Origin of the sequence: Ruegeria sp. MALMAid1280 (assembly GCF_049195285.1) — a bacterium.
Taxonomy (GTDB): domain Bacteria; phylum Pseudomonadota; class Alphaproteobacteria; order Rhodobacterales; family Rhodobacteraceae; genus Ruegeria.
The window spans coordinates 155077-170283 of sequence record NZ_JBMIRT010000046.1; the positions used below are offsets into that span (position 1 = coordinate 155077).

The following is a 15207-nucleotide window of genomic DNA, read 5'->3' on the forward strand; positions in this document are numbered from 1 at the left end:
CATTTCAGCCAAACTGCCCCTGACAGAACCAGCCCGCCGACAGGGTGCCCCCGTGGCCGTAGAACAGCCACAGCCGTTCGCCCTGTTCGGTCACCACCACCCAATAATCGCGCACGCCGCTGCGCCAGTTGGGGTCGTCCAGCCACCATTCCGGCGCGATCCGTTCGGGGCCGGTGGCCTGTGCCAGCTGCCAGTCGCGGCCACGCCAGCGAAAGGCGGTTGGAACATCGGGAGTTTCCGGGGCCATCACCGGCTCGGGCTGCCACATCTGCAGGGGGCGCGGACGCGGCGGGGCGGGCCAGTCGCGCGCCGGTTCCGACCATGCCGCCGCCAGAACCTGCGCCGTTTTCTCAGGGATATGCGAGGCTGCGGGGTGCCGCCTTGTGATCGCATCCAGCCCGACCCGTGCGCCCAGTTTGCCGATCAGGTCTTCGACGGCGGTGTTGCCCGCTAATCGGTTCTGCACAGCGCGGAGGGCTTCGGCATGGCCGGCCACGGTGCGGGTGTGGATGGGTTCGGTCTGGATCGCCTCAAGCCGCAGCATGTCGATGCCATAGCCCGCATCGATCTGGTCGATTTTCATCTCTAACAAAGGGCGAATGCGGTATTTGTCATGGGTCGGGCGTGCCAGTCCGACCTCGATGATCTCGGCGGCCTGATCGGCGCGATGCGCCTCCAGCCGTAGGGTGCGGACGCCGCGGCCTTTGTCTTCCAGCTTGGTGCAGAGCGTCGGCAGCACCCGGTCGATGGCGGCCATCATGTCCTCGGTCAACCCGATCGGATTGGGCAGGGTCATCCGCACCGCGAAATGATGCAGCGGGCGCGCGGGCGAGACCGGCTCGGGCGCACTGCCCATCGCCTGATCCAGCCGCAGCACCAGCCCGCGTCCGAACCGCCGCGCCAAAGACGCACGCGGCTGCCCCAACAGATCGCCGATCCGGCGCAGGCCCAGGCGGTTCAGCTGCGCGACCACCTGATCCTCGAGCCGCAGCGCCGCGATGGGCAGCGGGCTGAGCGCGCCATAGGATTGCCCCGGCGCCGCAATGCGTGCGCCGCCGCCCAGCGCCATCACTTGCGGCGCGGCGCCGCCCCTGGTCCAGTGCCGCCGCTTGGTGGCCCGGGCGCGGGTGGCGCGGGCCTCCTGGCTGATGGCGTCGCCATTGCGGTCGGATATGGCCTCTTGCCCGGCGTACCGCGCTAGCGCCCAGGCGGCGCCCAGCGTGTCGGCGATGCCCATCTGAACGCTCAGCCCCATATCGGCGCAGTCGGTTTCAAGCACGCTCAGCAGCGCCTCTTCGCCGCCGAACAGATGGGCGCAGCCCGACAGGTCGACAATCAGCCCGTCCGGCGCCTCTTCGGCCACCCACGGGCTGAACTTGCCCGCCCAGCGGCGTAGCGCGGTCAGAAATGCGGCCTCGGCCGGGGCGTTGCGGGGGCGGGTGATCAGCGCCGCACACATGGCATGGGCATCGCGCACCGGCTGACCGACGCGCAGATCGGCGGCCTGAGCCTCGGCATTCAGCGAGGTGACCACCTGCATGTTCGATTGTTCGGCCACCACAGCCAAAGGCCCATCCTGCAGGCCCCGCGCGGCGCGGACCAGCCGTTCAGCCCCCAGACGGGGGAACCACAGTGAGAGTATTCGGCGTTTGGGCATTGGCAGACATCAAAATGTTCCCATTTTGTTCTTACCGTAGAATCATGCCCTGAGTCCACGCTTACCCGCAGGTCAGGCGCTCAACGATCCCGGCCTCATCAACAAACACGTTCAACCGGTCAATGCGGTAATCCTGCGTGGCCAACCCGTCCGGCCCCAGAACACGCGCACGTTCGGGCAGCGAAGCCTGAATGGTCGAGATCGGCTGACCGATGGAATTGGCAAAGGCGTCGCCCTCGCAAAAGGCCAGATCGACCGGGGCCGCCTCGGGTGCAAGACGGGCGTCTTCGGGTGCGGGTGGTGTCTCGGCACAGGCGGCCAGCAGGATCAGGATCGGGATAAAACGGTGCATTGGCGTTCCTCTTTCCGGCAATGTCGTTTCTGGAATATCAAGACATTAGCCAATCTGTCACGAAACGCCGGTTGAAAAAACCCTGCAATTGACGCAGGGTCGGGGCAAATTTGACAGGGAGAAATGCAACATGCGTACCCGTGCCGCCGTCGCCATTGAAGCCGGCAAACCTTTGGAAGTGATGGATGTGAACCTCGAAGGCCCCAAAGCGGGCGAAGTTCTGGTCGAAATCAAGGCTACCGGCCTGTGCCACACGGATGAATTCACCCGCTCGGGCGCGGATCCCGAAGGTCTGTTCCCTGCAATTCTGGGCCACGAGGGCGCAGGCGTTGTGGTCGAGGTCGGGCCGGGCGTCACCAGCCTGAAGCCGGGCGATCACGTGATCCCGCTTTACACGCCGGAATGCCGCGAATGTGAATACTGTCTGAACCCGAAAACCAACCTGTGTCAGGCGATCCGGGAGACCCAAGGTCGGGGCCTGATGCCCGACGGCACCTCGCGCTTCTCAACGCTGGATGGCGATCCGATCCTGCATTACATGGGGTGCTCGACCTTCGCCAACCATACGGTTCTGCCGGAAATCGCGCTGGCCAAAGTGCGTGAGGACGCGCCCTTCGACAAGATCTGCTATATCGGTTGCGGCGTGACTACCGGTATCGGCGCGGTGATCAACACCGCCAAGGTGGAAATCGGCAGCCGCGCGATCGTGTTCGGCCTGGGCGGTATCGGCCTGAACGTGATCCAGGGCCTGCGTCTGGCTGGGGCCGATCAGATCGTCGGCGTCGACCTGAACCCGTCCAAGGTGGAAATGGCGACGAAATTTGGCATGACCGATTTTGTGAACCCGAAAGAGGTCGAAGGCGATCTGGTGCCTTATCTGGTTGCCCTGACCAAGGGTGGAGCCGATTACACATTCGACGCCACCGGCAATGTCGGCGTGATGCGCACCGCATTGGAAGCGGCGCACAAGGGCTGGGGTGAATCGATCATCATCGGCGTGGCACCTGCGGGGGCCGAGATCTCGACCCGCCCGTTCCAGCTGGTCACGGGCCGCTCGTGGCGCGGTACCGCGTTCGGCGGTGCCCGTGGCCGGACCGACGTGCCCAAGATCGTCGACTGGTACATGGAAGGGAAGATCGAGATCGACCCGATGATCACCCACACCATGGGTCTGGACGACATCAACCACGGCTTCGACCTGATGCATAAGGGTGAAAGCATTCGCTCGGTCGTACTATACTGATAAATTTAAATTAAACTCAGAGGGCGGGCTTTTGCTCGCCCTTTTTCGTTCTTACATTCGTTTCTGAGAATAATATTGAGTTGAGGGATTTTCGTGACGACGAAAACAGCGGACCGCCTTGCGGTTCTGATTGATGCGGACAATGTACCCGCGAAACACGCTTCAGAGATTTTCGAAGAAATCGCCACTTTGGGCGAGGCAGGCCTAAGAAGAATTTACGGAGACTTCTCCAACGGTTCTCCGCAAGGATGGAACGCCCGGGCTATGGCGGAATACGCCATTGTTCCCCACCAGCAGTTTGCGAACACCACTGGAAAGAACTCGGCCGATATCGCGCTGGTTATTGATGCGATGGATATCCTGCATTCCGAGCGATTCAGTGGGTTTGTCCTGGTTTCTTCCGACAGCGACTTTACGCGTCTCGCCAGCCGCATTCGCGAACAGGGGCTGGATGTGTTTGGTATCGGAGAGCGCAAAGCGCCTAAGGCCTTTGTGGCCGCATGCAACCGTTTCATCTACATTGAAAACATCGAAAAGCCGCAAGCCGGAGTTTCGCAGGCCAAAAAAGTTGAGGGTGCAAAATCGAAGCATGAGTTGAACCACGCGTACCAGTTGGTCCGAAATGTTGTGCTCAACACAAATGAGCCCGATGGCTGGGCCAGCCTTGCATTTGTGGGAAGCCAGCTAGGCAAGATGTATCCGGACTTTGACTCTCGAACTTATGGTCACAAAAGGCTGAGCGATCTTGTGCGTGCCATCGACCGCTTCGAAAAAAGTGGCACCAACGGCGATCTCAAGATTAGGTGCAAGGATTCCTGAAAACGGGATCTTACTCGCCTGGCCGCGATGCCCCGGTATCCGACCGCGGCGACCGAACCCGCAGAACCGGTGTATTGGCCGAGGCGTTCGACCGGCTCTCGCGCCAGACCACGAACACGCCCGATGCGATGATGACGCTGGCCCCGACAGCGACCCAGCCGTCCGGGCGCTCGCCAAAGAAAATCATACCAAACAGCGTGGCCCAGATGATCTGGCTGTACTGGCTGGGGGCCACGACCCCCGCTGGGGCTGCGCGATAGGCCAGAATGATCAGGTGCTGCGCGATCACCGAGAACACGCCGACCATCGCCATCATCGCCAGATGCAGCAGAGACGGGGGCAGATAGACGGCGGGTTGCGCAAGGCTCATCACCATAATGGCCAACAGCATCGGGTACAGGATCAGCACCGCCGAGCGTTCCTCATTGCCGATCTTGCGCACCAGAACAGACCCAAACGCGCTGCAAAACGCCGCGGTCAGCGCGGCGAGGTGGCCCAGAGTAATCTCGGTCGCGCCGGGGCGCAGGACGATCAGCACCCCGATCAGGCCGACCCCAACGGCGGCCCAGCGCTGGGCGCGCACGACCTCGCCCAAAATGGGGATCGACAGGACAGTGACGATCAGGGGGAAGGAGAACAGCAGCGAATAGACCTCGGCCAGCGGCAGGACTGAGAACGCATAGAAAGCGCAGACCATGGACGTGACCATCAGGGCCGAGCGCAACAGCACCAGCCACGGGTGGCGCGGAAGGAAGTTCCCGGTCGTGCGGTCGGCCAGTATCGTGACTGCCATCGGCACAAAGGAAAACAGCGTGGCGAAAAAGATGATCTGCATCACCGAATAGGTGCCGCCCAGTACCTTGATCAGCGCGTCATGGCTGGCATAGATGGCAAAGCCCGCAAACGCATAGCCAAGACCCCTAAGGGTGGTGTTCTGAGTGCTCATGAATCGGCCTCGGGTGATGTGTCGGTGTAGGTTCGCAGCGCAAAAAGGGCTGTCTTGCCCTCAAGTAAACCGAATTTGGCAGGGCGCATAGCCCCTATTTTATCGCTAACATCACATGGCTGCCATGATCCAGGGTCATCGCAAGACCGGCGGGGCGTCCTTGGGTTGGCGCGCCGATTGTACGCCCGCTTTCATCCCCACCCCGATCCGCCGGGCCAGCGCGACCCACGGGGTGGCCGTTTCCGGCGGCAGGGATTGGGTGGCGACCTCTTCGAACAGATCCAGCCAGTGGGCGAACATCTCGGGTTTCACGTCGGGCCGTTCGGCATGGACCCGCTGCGGATTGCCGTCATAGCTGCGTTCAAACAGGATCGCATTGCGCCAGAAGGCGGCGATCTTTTCCTCATGCGCGGGCCAGTCGGTGACATGGGTGTTGAAGACCGGGCCCAGCACTGCATTCTCGCGCACGCGGGCATAAAAGGCGCGGACCTGTGCGTTGATCTGGTCCGGTGTGGCCGGAAAGCGCGGCGGCAGGGTTGGTCTGGTCATGTGTGGTCCGTTTTCGACTCTGTTCAGTGGCAATACCCCGTTCAGCCGTCACCCGACAGAGGTGTTTTGTCACGCGGCTCGGGTGTCAGCAGATGCCGGATCAGGGCCACCGGATGCGCCTTCAGGCTGAGGCGGGTGGCCACGTAATCCTCGACCACCTGCTCGCCCAGGGTCATCTGCGGCAGATGGGCTTCGGGCTCGTCCAGCGCCTCGCCCTCCAGATCCTGAGAAAACAGGGGCAGAGGTTTGGCGGTGGCGATTGCCTTGGCCTGCCACAGCGCCTCGCGCCGGGTCAGGTCGCAGGCGGCAAAGGCATCGGCCTCGGCCAGCCGTTCGATCACCGAAGGACCAAGCCCCGCGCGGCGCCAGACGTCATCGACTTGGGTGTAGCCGTTGCCGCGCGCCGCCGTTAACCAACTGGCGTCTTCCTCGCTCAGGCCCTTGATCTGGCGGAACCCCAGCCGCAGGGCCAGCCCGCCGCGGCCGTCTGGCTCCATCACATTGTCCCAGAAGCTGGCATTGATGCAGACTGGACGCACCTGCACGCCGTGTTCGTGCGCATCGCGCACGATCTGGGCGGGCGCATAGAATCCCATCGGCTGCGAGTTCAGCAGCGCACAGGCGAAAATGCCCGGATGGTGGCATTTGATCCAGGCCGAGGCATAGACCAGCAGCGCAAAACTGGCTGCGTGGCTTTCGGGGAAGCCATACGATCCGAAGCCTTCGATCTGGGAAAAACAGCGCTCGGCAAAGTCGTCGTCATAATTGTTGCGCTTCATGCCGCGCAGGAACAGCGCGCGGAATTCGCTGACGGACCCATGTTTCTTGAACGTCGCCAGTGAGCGGCGCAGGCGATCCGCCTGTTCCGGCGTGAACCCCGCGCCGACAATGGCGATCTGCATCGCCTGTTCCTGAAACAGCGGCACGCCCAGGGTCTTGCCCAACACCTCGCCCAATGCGTCCGAGGGGAAACTGACCTCCTCCTCGCCATTGCGCCGCCGGATATAGGGATGCACCATGTCGCCCTGAATGGGGCCGGGGCGGATGATGGCGACCTCGATCACCAGATCATAGAAATTGCGCGGGCGCATCCGGGGCAGAAAGTTCATCTGTGCACGTGATTCCACCTGAAACACGCCAATGCTGTCGGCTTTGCACAGCATGTCATAAACCACCGGGTCCTCGGGCGGCAGGGTCGCCAGCGTATAGTCGGTGTGGTGATGGCGTTGGATCAGGTCGAACGCCTTGCGGATGCAGGTCAGCATCCCAAGGCTGAGCACATCGACCTTGAGGATGCCCAGACTGTCGATATCGTCCTTGTCCCAGCAGATGACCGTGCGATCCTCCATCGCGGCGTTTTCGATGGGGACAAGCTCGTCCAGGCGTCCCTCGGTGATGATGAAACCGCCGACATGTTGCGAGAGATGACGGGGGAAGCCGTCGATCTCATAGACCAGCATTAGAGTCTGTTTCAGGCGTCGATCTTCGGGGTCGAGGCCAATCTCGCGCATCCGTTCGGCCTCCAGCCCATCGGCTGAGAAGAACCCCCAAAGCTGGGAACTGAGTCCCGCAATGGTGTCTTCGGTCAGACCCATCGCCCGTCCCACTTCGCGGATCGCACGTTTGCCGCGATAATGAATCACGGTGGCGCAGAGACCGGCGCATTCGCGTTTGTAGTGGTCATAGATCCATTGGATGACTTCCTCACGGCGTTCGTGTTCGAAATCGACGTCGATATCGGGGGGCTCGTCCCGCGCCTCGGACACGAAGCGTTCGAAGACCATCATACCTCTGTCGGGGCTGACCTCGGTGATGCGCAGGCAGTAGCAAACCACGGAATTGGCGGCAGAACCGCGCCCCTGACACAGGATGCCCCGCGAACGCGCGAATTTGACGATGTTGTGAACGGTCAGGAAGTAGGGTTCATATTTCAGCTTGCCGATCAGGGTCAGTTCATGCGCCAGCATTTTCTTCACCTTGTCTGACGTCCCTTCGGGATAGCGCCAGTTCAACCCCTCATGCGCCAGCCGGTGCAGGCGTTCGGCCGGGGTTTCCTGTTCGCTGCCCTCATTGGGGTATTCATAGCGCAGTTCGTCCAATGAGAATGTCAGGTCTTGGCTGAGCGTATGCGCCCGCGCGACTGCCCATTCATGGCCTTTGAAAAGGCGCAGCATCTCGGGTTCCGAACGCAGGCGCTGTTCGCCATTGGCCAGCGCGTCCCGGCCCAGATCGTCGACTTTGCGGCGCAGGCGGATGGCGGTCAGGACGTCGGCCAGTTTGCGGCGGGCCCCGTGATGCATCATCGGCGTGGCGCTGGCGAGGGTGGGGATGCCGAGCTGTTGTGATTCAGTCTCTAATAAAGAGAAATAAGCGCTGTCTGCGCCGTCATACCGAGGGTGCATCAACAGATGCATCCGCCCGGCAAAGCGGCGCGTCAGCTGTTGCGCCTGTGTCCGCCATGCGTCCGCGCCGCCTTGGAACCGGGTCGCCTGTGGCCAGAGCAGCAGGTGGAGGCCGTTTGAGAATTCGAGCAGGTCCGACAGATGCAGAATGCAGTCGCCTTTCTTGGCACGCAGGCGGCCTTTGGAGAGGATACGGCACAGGTTAGCCCAGCCCTGCCGGTTCAGGGGCAGGGCGGTGACGGTGGGCGCATCGGTGAAGATCAGCCGCGCCGCCGGGATCAGGCGCGGTACTGCGTGGATGGGGTATGACGACGGTTTGGGGATGTGATCGGGGCAGGGCGGGCCTATGGCGGTGTTCTGCGCCTCCCACGCCTGCCGTTCGCGGACCTTGCGGGCGATCTCGCGCCCTTGGGTATGGGCGCGGACGATTCCGGCGACCGAGTTGTCATCGGCAATCGCGATGGCGGGCAGGCCCAGGGTGACGGCACGCTCCATATACTCCTCGGGGTGCGAGGCCCCGGTGAGGAAGGTGAAATTCGACGTGATCGACAGCTCGGCATACATGGCGATTCCATATTATATTCACGTTTTGTTCTTTTTCCGAGTCCTTTGCGCAGGAAACGGGTCGCTTGGGTTTAGCCAGATGCGCATGGTTGGCAAAAAGGAGACCCGACATGTTCAAGATCACCGCATTGCCAACCGACGAGGTGCGCGCCCTTCAGGCCGGTCATCCGGATGCCTATGGTGCCGCGCCCGAGCGTGCCGAATCCACGGGGACAGGCAATCCCTGCCGTCATTGTTTGAGGAATATTCCCGAGGGCGAAGACATGCTGATATTGGCCCACCGCCCCTTTTTAGAGACGCATCCTTACGCCGAAACCGGCCCGATCTTTCTGTGTGCCGCGCCGTGTGATCGGTATGAGGGCGATGAAATGCCCGAGATTTTGACCACGTCCCCGGATTATCTGATCAAGGGCTATGGGCAGGATGACCGGATCGTTTATGGCACCGGGGCGATCACACCAACGGATCAGATCGACGCAAAGGTCAGGGATATCTTTGCGCGGCCGGATGTGGCCTATATCCACGTCCGCTCGGCCCGGAACAATTGCTATCAGGCGCGGATTGACCGGGGCTAGAGCTTGACCCGGTGCATCCCCTGGCGTGGCTGGTTCTGATCATCCACAGGGGCGTCCACGGCACGGGACGAGGTCAGCGCGAGGAACACGTCCTCAAGGTCGGCCTCTTCCGTGCGGACGTCGCGGATGCGGATATTGGCGGCGCGGACGGATTCCAGCACCTGTTCAGCGCTGGTCTGGGCGCTGCGGTATTGCAGCACCAGACTGCCATCATCGCGCAGCGTGGCCTCGACGCCTTCAGTTGCGGGCAGATCGGTGACCGGGCTGTCCGGGGCGATGACCATGGTGCGGCTGTCCATGCGGCCCAGCAGGTTGGCGGTGCTGTCCTGCGCAATCTTTTCGCCGTGGTTGATGATGGCGATCTCGTCACACATCTCCTGCGCTTCTTCCAGATAATGGGTGGTCAGGATGATGGTCATCCCCTGTTCGTTCAGCTTGCGCACATTGGTCCAGAGCATCTGGCGCAGCTCGATATCCACGCCCGCCGTGGGTTCGTCCAGAACCAGAATCTTGGGGTGATGCACCAGCGCCTTGGCCAGCAGCAACCTCCGCCGCATCCCGCCGGACAGGGTGCGGGCATAGGCCTCGGCCTTGTCGCTGAGGCCGACGAGTCCGAGAATCTCATCGCTGCGGCGTTGCGCCCTGGGCACGCCATAAAGGCCGGCCTGAACCTCCAAGGCGCCACGCGGGGTAAAGAACGGGTCCAGGTTCAGCTCTTGCGGCATCACACCAATCGCGGCGCGGGACTGGCGCGGGTTCTGGTCCTGATCAAAGCCCCAGATCGACACCTTGCCCGCAGATTTCACCACCAGCCCGGCCAGAATGTTGATCAGGGTCGATTTTCCGGCCCCGTTTGGCCCCAGCAGTCCAAAGACCGAGCCACGCGGCACCGTCAGGTCAATGCCTTTCAGCGCGTGTTTTTCAGGCTGGCCCCTGCCGCCCCGATAGGTCTTGCGCAGCCCGTCGATCCTGATTGCCGCATCGTTCATGTGGCTCTTGCCCCCGGTTTGCTCATCGCTCATAAACGCACCTATTACATGCCCGCGAGGCCGACAACCGAAGAAGGATCGCAAGCCGTGACAATCGAAGCGCCGGAAACCAAGACCGTCGAAACCGCCCGTGTCGCCTGTGATGGCGGCGAAGGCGCATTGGGCCATCCGCGCGTCTGGCTGCAGATCCCCGAGGATACCGGCTGGGTCGAGTGTCCCTATTGCGACTGCAAATATGTGCTGGCTGGGGCCGAGGCCAAAATCTGATAGAATGACAAGCTCCCGGCTGGCGTGCGATCCGTCAAAGCCCGCGGGGTTTCGATGACCTGATACAGCGCGGAGGCTGGATGTTTTTTTCACTACAGCTTTTGCAGCTATCCGATCAGGACCTTCTGGCAAAAGGCGGCCACAGAAACGTGTATGCCTGCCCGGGCCAGCCAGAGCTTTTGATCAAGGTGACACGGCCACGCACGCGCCCGAATCGTTCCTTCTCCAAGCGGTTGATACGGCGGATTCTGCCGGATTCGGCCTTTCGCAACGCGCTGAAAGAGCTTGAGTGCGAGATGAAGGCGGCATTGAAAAGCGGTAATGATATCGCGCAGCTGCCGTTGGCGCGGTCCTTTGGTGTGGTGCAGACGGATGTCGGGCCGGGGGTTGTGGTCGAACGGATACAATCCGAAGACGGGGAACTGGCGCATCACCTGCTATGGATGAGCAAGCAGCACTTGTTGAACGATGAAATCCTGGCCGACCTCAACAGTTTTGTGCAGAAGCTGTTCCAGTTTCAGGTCGTGGGCCGCGACATTCACGAACAGAATATCGTCTACGGCGTTCGCGGTCAGGCCCGGATGTTCCTCCTGATCGACGGGTACGGAGAGCGCAACCTCATCCCATTGCGGTCGCTGAGCCGCCGGTTGAACGACCGCTCGTTGAACAAACAGATGCAAATGATCGCCGGGCGTACCGGGTTGCACTGGGACAAGACGCTACGCGCGTTCAGCATCGCCTGACGGAACGCAGAAACCACCCGCCGGAATGACGGCGATGCGCGTTCCTGACTGGTCACCCGCCCGCCCCTGTGGCAGAACCATCCCTGACCGACAGGGAGAGCGCGCATGAGCAATTTCGGAAAAGGGTGTCACCTGCATCTGATCGACGGATCGGCCTTTATTTTCAGGGCCTATCACGCGTTGCCGCCGTTGACGCGCAAATCCGATGGCTTGCCGATCGGGGCGGTGTCGGGCTTCTGCAACATGCTGCAGAAATATGTCGAAGGAAACGCCGGACCGGATGCGCCGACCCATGTGGCGGTGATTTTCGACAAGGGGTCGCACACCTTCCGTAACGACCTCTATGACCTCTACAAGGCCAACCGCGAGGCCATGCCCGAGGATCTGCGCCCGCAGATGCCCCTGACCCGCGAGGCAACGCGCGCCTTCAACATCGCCTGCAAAGAGCTTGAGGGCTATGAGGCTGACGACATCATCGCCACCCTCGCCGTGCAGGCGCGCGAGGCCGGTGGCCGGGTGACCATCGTCAGTTCCGATAAGGACCTGATGCAACTGGTCGGCGGCGGTGTGGAAATGCTGGACGCGATGAAAAACAAGCGTATCGACCGCGATGGCGTGTTCGAGAAATTCGGTGTTGGGCCGGAACGTGTGGTTGATGTGCAGGCCCTGGCCGGGGATAGTGTGGATAACGTACCGGGGGCTCCGGGGATCGGGGTGAAGACCGCCGCCCTTTTGATCAACGAATATGGCGATCTGGAAACGCTGCTGGACCGAGCGGAAGAGATCAAGCAGCCCAAACGCCGCCAGACCCTGATTGAAAAGCGCGACCAGATCGAGCTGTCGAAGAAGCTGGTGCAGTTGGACGAACAAACGCCGCTGGACTTCACGCTGGACGATCTTGAGGTGAAAGACCCCGATGCCGAGACCCTCTTGGGTTTTCTGGCGGAGATGGAGTTCCGCACCCTCACCAAACGCATCGCCGACAAGCTGGGGGCCGAGGCTCCGGTGATTGCTGATGCACCTGCCGCTGTTGCCGAGGTCGAAGAGGCCGAAGCGCTGCCATTCGACGCGTCGAAATATGAATGCGTCCGCGATGCCGGGGCGCTGCAGAAATGGATCGATCAGGCCTATGAGCGCGGCTGGGTCGCCGTCGATACCGAGACCACCGGGCTGAACGAAATGGTCGCCGATCTGGTGGGCATTTCGCTGTGTGTTGAGGCTGGTGAGGCCTGCTACATCCCGCTGACCCACCGCGATGGCGCAGCAGATGACCTGTTCGGCTCGGACGCGCTGGCCGAGGGGCAAATGCCGCTGGATGAGGCTCTGACCCTGCTGAAACCGATGCTTGAGGACCCGTCGATCCTGAAGATCGGGCAGAACATGAAATACGACGCCAAGATCTTTAAGCGCTACGGCGTCGACGTGGCGCCCATCGACGACACGATGCTGATGTCTTACGCGATGCATGGCGGTGAGCATGGGCATGGCATGGATACGCTGTCCGAACGGTATCTGAGCCACACGCCGATTCCGATCAAACCACTGCTGGGGTCGGGCAAGTCGGCGATCACCTTTGACAAGGTGCCGATTGACGAGGCCACCGCTTACGCGGCCGAGGACGCGGATATCACGCTGCGCCTGTGGAAGCTGTTCAAACCGCAACTGCATCAGGTGCAGGTGACGACCGTCTATGAAACGCTCGAACGCCCGCTGGTGCCGGTTCTGGCCGAGATGGAGATGCACGGCATCAAGGTCGACCGTGACGTTCTCAGCCGCATGTCCAACGCGTTTGCCCAGAAAATGGCCGGGTTAGAAGCTGAAATTCACGAACTGGCCGGTGATAATTTTAACGTCGGATCGCCCGCGCAACTGGGTGAAATCCTGTTCGACAAGATGGGGCTTGAGGGCGGCAAGAAGGGCAAGACTGGGAAGTACTCCACTGGGGCCGATATTCTGGAAGACCTCGCGACCGAGCATGAATTGCCGCGCCGGGTGTTGGATTGGCGGCAGCTGTCCAAGCTGAAATCGACCTACACGGATGCGCTGCAGACCCATATCAACCCCGATACGGGGCGGGTACACACGTCATATTCGATCACTGGCGCGAACACGGGGCGTCTGGCCTCGACCGATCCGAATCTGCAGAACATCCCGGTACGCACCGAGGAGGGTCGCCGTATTCGTGAGGCCTTCATCGCCGAGCCGGGCAACGTGATGGTCAGCCTCGACTACAGCCAGATCGAGCTGCGAATTTTAGCTCATATTGCCGATATTTCGACCCTGAAACAGGCCTTTGCGGATGGGTTGGACATTCACGCCATGACCGCGTCCGAGATGTTCGACGTGCCGCTGGACGAGATGACGCCCGAGATCAGGCGGCAGGCGAAGGCGATCAACTTTGGTGTGATCTATGGCATCTCGGGCTTTGGTCTGGCGCGCAATCTCCGCATTCCGCGGGCCGAGGCGCAAGGGTTCATCGACCGCTACTTTGAACGCTTTCCGGGTATTCGGAAATACATGGATGACACGGTCGCCTTTGCCAAAGAGCATGGCTACGTGCAGACCCTGTTCGGCCGCAAAATCCACACGCCCGAGATCAATGCCAAGGGGCCACATGCTGGCTTTTCACGCCGGGCGGCGATCAACGCTCCGATTCAGGGCACAGCGGCGGATGTGATCCGGCGGGCGATGGTGCGGATGCCCGATGCGATCAACGGGCTGCCCGCCAAGATGCTGTTGCAGGTGCATGACGAATTGCTGTTCGAAGTGGCCGAAGACGCGGTGGATCAGGTGATCGGCGTGGCGCGCGACGTCATGGAGGGCGCGGCGGACCCGGCGGTGAAGCTGGACATCAAGCTGGTCGCGGATGCAGGCCAGGGTGCGAACTGGGCCGAGGCGCACTAGGGGGCGCTGCTCATCAGGCCCGGCGGGCCCTCTTCGCAGCGGGTCAGCCCTGCGGACTGACCATGCGGTTCACCAGCCGTTGCACCGATGGGCCAAGCGACAGGATGACGATGAAGGCGATGGGCCAGCAAAAGGCCCAGGACGCCAACCAGTCCGCCAGGGTGTTGGGGCCAAATCCAATGGCTTTCGCGGTCGCGACGCCGGTCACGATACAGGACATCAGGCCGGACATGATCAGGCTGAACACGGCGCGGGCATAACGGGCAGAAATCATTTTGGACATCCTAAGGGTCGAGTTGCCCCAGATGTGCTGCATTTTCCGTCAAAAGACCAGAGCTAGACCCGCATCCAGCCAAGACTGTCGGGGGTGCGGGGTGTTGAGGGCGCGTATTCGGCGCTGACCCAACCGGCATAGCCTGCGGCGTCCATGGCGGTGAACAGGCGACCGAAATCTGTTGGCCCGTGCCCCGGTTCGCGGCGATCCGGGGCGGCACCGATCTGGGCGTGGACGACCCGAGGGTGAAAGCGGTCCCAGACCGTCTGCGCATTGCCGTGGATCATATGGGCGTGGAAACTATCAAATTGCAGGCCGATATTCGGGCGGTCCACCTGGTCCAGCACCTGCACTGCCAGATCATAGTCATTCAGGAAATAGCCGGGTTGGGACACCGGGTTGAGCGGTTCGATGGTGAACTGTTGCTGCGGGGCGAAATCGGCTGCCCATTGCAGGTTGCGGACAAATACTTCCTGCGCATCCGGTCCGAAGCCATAGCCGGACATGATGTGGATCAGCCCCGGCCGCAGGATATCGGCATAGCGCAGCACGCGGCGGATATCGGATTGGAACCGCGCCTCGCCACCCGGAATGGCGGCATAGCCGGGCTGCCCCCCGGTGTAATTCGGCGGCGGGGCGTTGATCAGCACCAGATCAAGCCCGTTGGCCAGCAGTGCGCGGCGGGTTTCCTTGGCGGCCAGTTCATAGGGGAACAGGATCTCGACCGCTTGGAACCCGGCTTCGGCCACCGCCTGAAAGCGTTCCAGATAGGGAAGCTCGGTAAAGAGCAGGGAAATATTGGCGGCAAATCTGGGCATGGGCGGTCTCGGTCAGTTTCTGCGCCGAGATTAGCGGCGAGGCGTTTTCAGCGAAAGAGGATCAAAAACGACAGATTGTCGAAAATCGGCCAGAACGCCGCGCGT

Annotated in this window: 14 protein-coding genes; 6 read left to right on the top strand and 8 right to left on the bottom strand. The window is 61.7% G+C overall.

The genetic code is table 11. The features are described from left to right. Positions 1-4: 4 nt before the first annotated feature. Together ACOQFT_RS10510 and ACOQFT_RS10515 are read right to left on the bottom strand one after the other, a co-directional pair. The gene (locus ACOQFT_RS10510) at positions 5-1657 is read right to left on the bottom strand and encodes a DUF6504 family protein (RefSeq protein ID WP_421597875.1); all 1653 of its coding nucleotides are present in this window, start codon (positions 1655-1657) and stop codon (positions 5-7) included. Between the two features lie 61 nt (positions 1658-1718). Then, positions 1719-2009 carry an I78 family peptidase inhibitor gene (locus tag ACOQFT_RS10515; protein WP_421597876.1) on the bottom strand — a complete coding sequence of 97 codons (291 nt, stop codon included), beginning with the start codon at positions 2007-2009 and terminating at the stop codon, positions 1719-1721. Between the two features lie 130 nt (positions 2010-2139). Between ACOQFT_RS10515 and ACOQFT_RS10520 the strand changes: the two genes are divergently transcribed. Together ACOQFT_RS10520 and ACOQFT_RS10525 are read left to right on the top strand one after the other, a co-directional pair. Next, positions 2140-3252: an S-(hydroxymethyl)glutathione dehydrogenase/class III alcohol dehydrogenase gene (locus ACOQFT_RS10520; RefSeq protein WP_421597877.1), complete on the top strand. Its 1113-nt coding sequence runs from the start codon at positions 2140-2142 to the stop codon at positions 3250-3252. Positions 3253-3345: 93 nt separating this feature from the next. After that, entirely contained in the window at positions 3346-4071 is a 726-nt protein-coding gene (locus tag ACOQFT_RS10525) for an NYN domain-containing protein (RefSeq protein ID WP_421597878.1), read from the top strand. A 10-nt stretch (positions 4072-4081) separates the two neighbouring features. Here ACOQFT_RS10525 and ACOQFT_RS10530 read toward each other — a convergent pair whose 3' ends face one another. The 3 genes from ACOQFT_RS10530 to ACOQFT_RS10540 all read right to left on the bottom strand — a co-directional run bounded on the left by ACOQFT_RS10530 (position 4082) and on the right by ACOQFT_RS10540 (position 8532). After that, on the bottom strand, positions 4082-5017 hold the full coding sequence (locus ACOQFT_RS10530; RefSeq protein ID WP_421597879.1) for a DMT family transporter: 936 nt from the start codon (positions 5015-5017) through the stop codon (positions 4082-4084). Positions 5018-5152: 135 nt separating this feature from the next. Beyond that, positions 5153-5566, bottom strand: a complete 414-nt coding sequence (locus ACOQFT_RS10535; protein ID WP_421597880.1) for a group III truncated hemoglobin — start codon at positions 5564-5566, stop codon at positions 5153-5155. A 41-nt stretch (positions 5567-5607) separates the two neighbouring features. Next, positions 5608-8532, bottom strand: coding sequence for an error-prone DNA polymerase (locus tag ACOQFT_RS10540; protein WP_421597881.1), 2925 nt, complete (start codon positions 8530-8532; stop codon positions 5608-5610). Between the two features lie 110 nt (positions 8533-8642). On the opposite strand from ACOQFT_RS10540, the gene ACOQFT_RS10545 reads away from it, so the two are divergent. After that, the gene (locus ACOQFT_RS10545) at positions 8643-9107 is read left to right on the top strand and encodes a DUF1203 domain-containing protein (protein WP_421597882.1); all 465 of its coding nucleotides are present in this window, start codon (positions 8643-8645) and stop codon (positions 9105-9107) included. On the opposite strand, the gene ACOQFT_RS10550 is transcribed toward ACOQFT_RS10545, so the two are convergent. Then, a complete protein-coding gene (locus tag ACOQFT_RS10550) occupies positions 9104-10096 on the bottom strand; it encodes an ABC transporter ATP-binding protein (RefSeq protein WP_421598026.1) in 993 nt (330 codons plus the stop codon). The two genes, ACOQFT_RS10545 and ACOQFT_RS10550, sit on opposite strands and share 4 nt — an antisense overlap. Before the next feature lie 87 nt (positions 10097-10183). Here ACOQFT_RS10550 and ACOQFT_RS10555 point away from each other — a divergent pair, with 87 nt between their 5' ends. From ACOQFT_RS10555 to polA, 3 genes are all read left to right on the top strand, one after another. Next, the gene (locus tag ACOQFT_RS10555) at positions 10184-10363 is read left to right on the top strand and encodes a zinc-finger domain-containing protein (protein WP_421597883.1); all 180 of its coding nucleotides are present in this window, start codon (positions 10184-10186) and stop codon (positions 10361-10363) included. An 80-nt stretch (positions 10364-10443) separates the two neighbouring features. Continuing rightward, positions 10444-11106, top strand: a complete 663-nt coding sequence (locus tag ACOQFT_RS10560; RefSeq protein WP_421597884.1) for a YrbL family protein — start codon at positions 10444-10446, stop codon at positions 11104-11106. Between the two features lie 105 nt (positions 11107-11211). Continuing rightward, positions 11212-14010, top strand: coding sequence for a DNA polymerase I (polA, locus tag ACOQFT_RS10565; protein WP_421597885.1), 2799 nt, complete (start codon positions 11212-11214; stop codon positions 14008-14010). Positions 14011-14053: 43 nt separating this feature from the next. Here polA and ACOQFT_RS10570 read toward each other — a convergent pair whose 3' ends face one another. After that, positions 14054-14284 (bottom strand): DUF2798 domain-containing protein, encoded by a 231-nt coding sequence (locus ACOQFT_RS10570; RefSeq protein WP_421597886.1) that lies wholly within the window; start codon positions 14282-14284, stop codon positions 14054-14056. Positions 14285-14346: 62 nt separating this feature from the next. Then, on the bottom strand, positions 14347-15102 hold the full coding sequence (locus tag ACOQFT_RS10575) for a hydroxypyruvate isomerase family protein (protein ID WP_421597887.1): 756 nt from the start codon (positions 15100-15102) through the stop codon (positions 14347-14349). Positions 15103-15207: the final 105 nt, after the last annotated feature.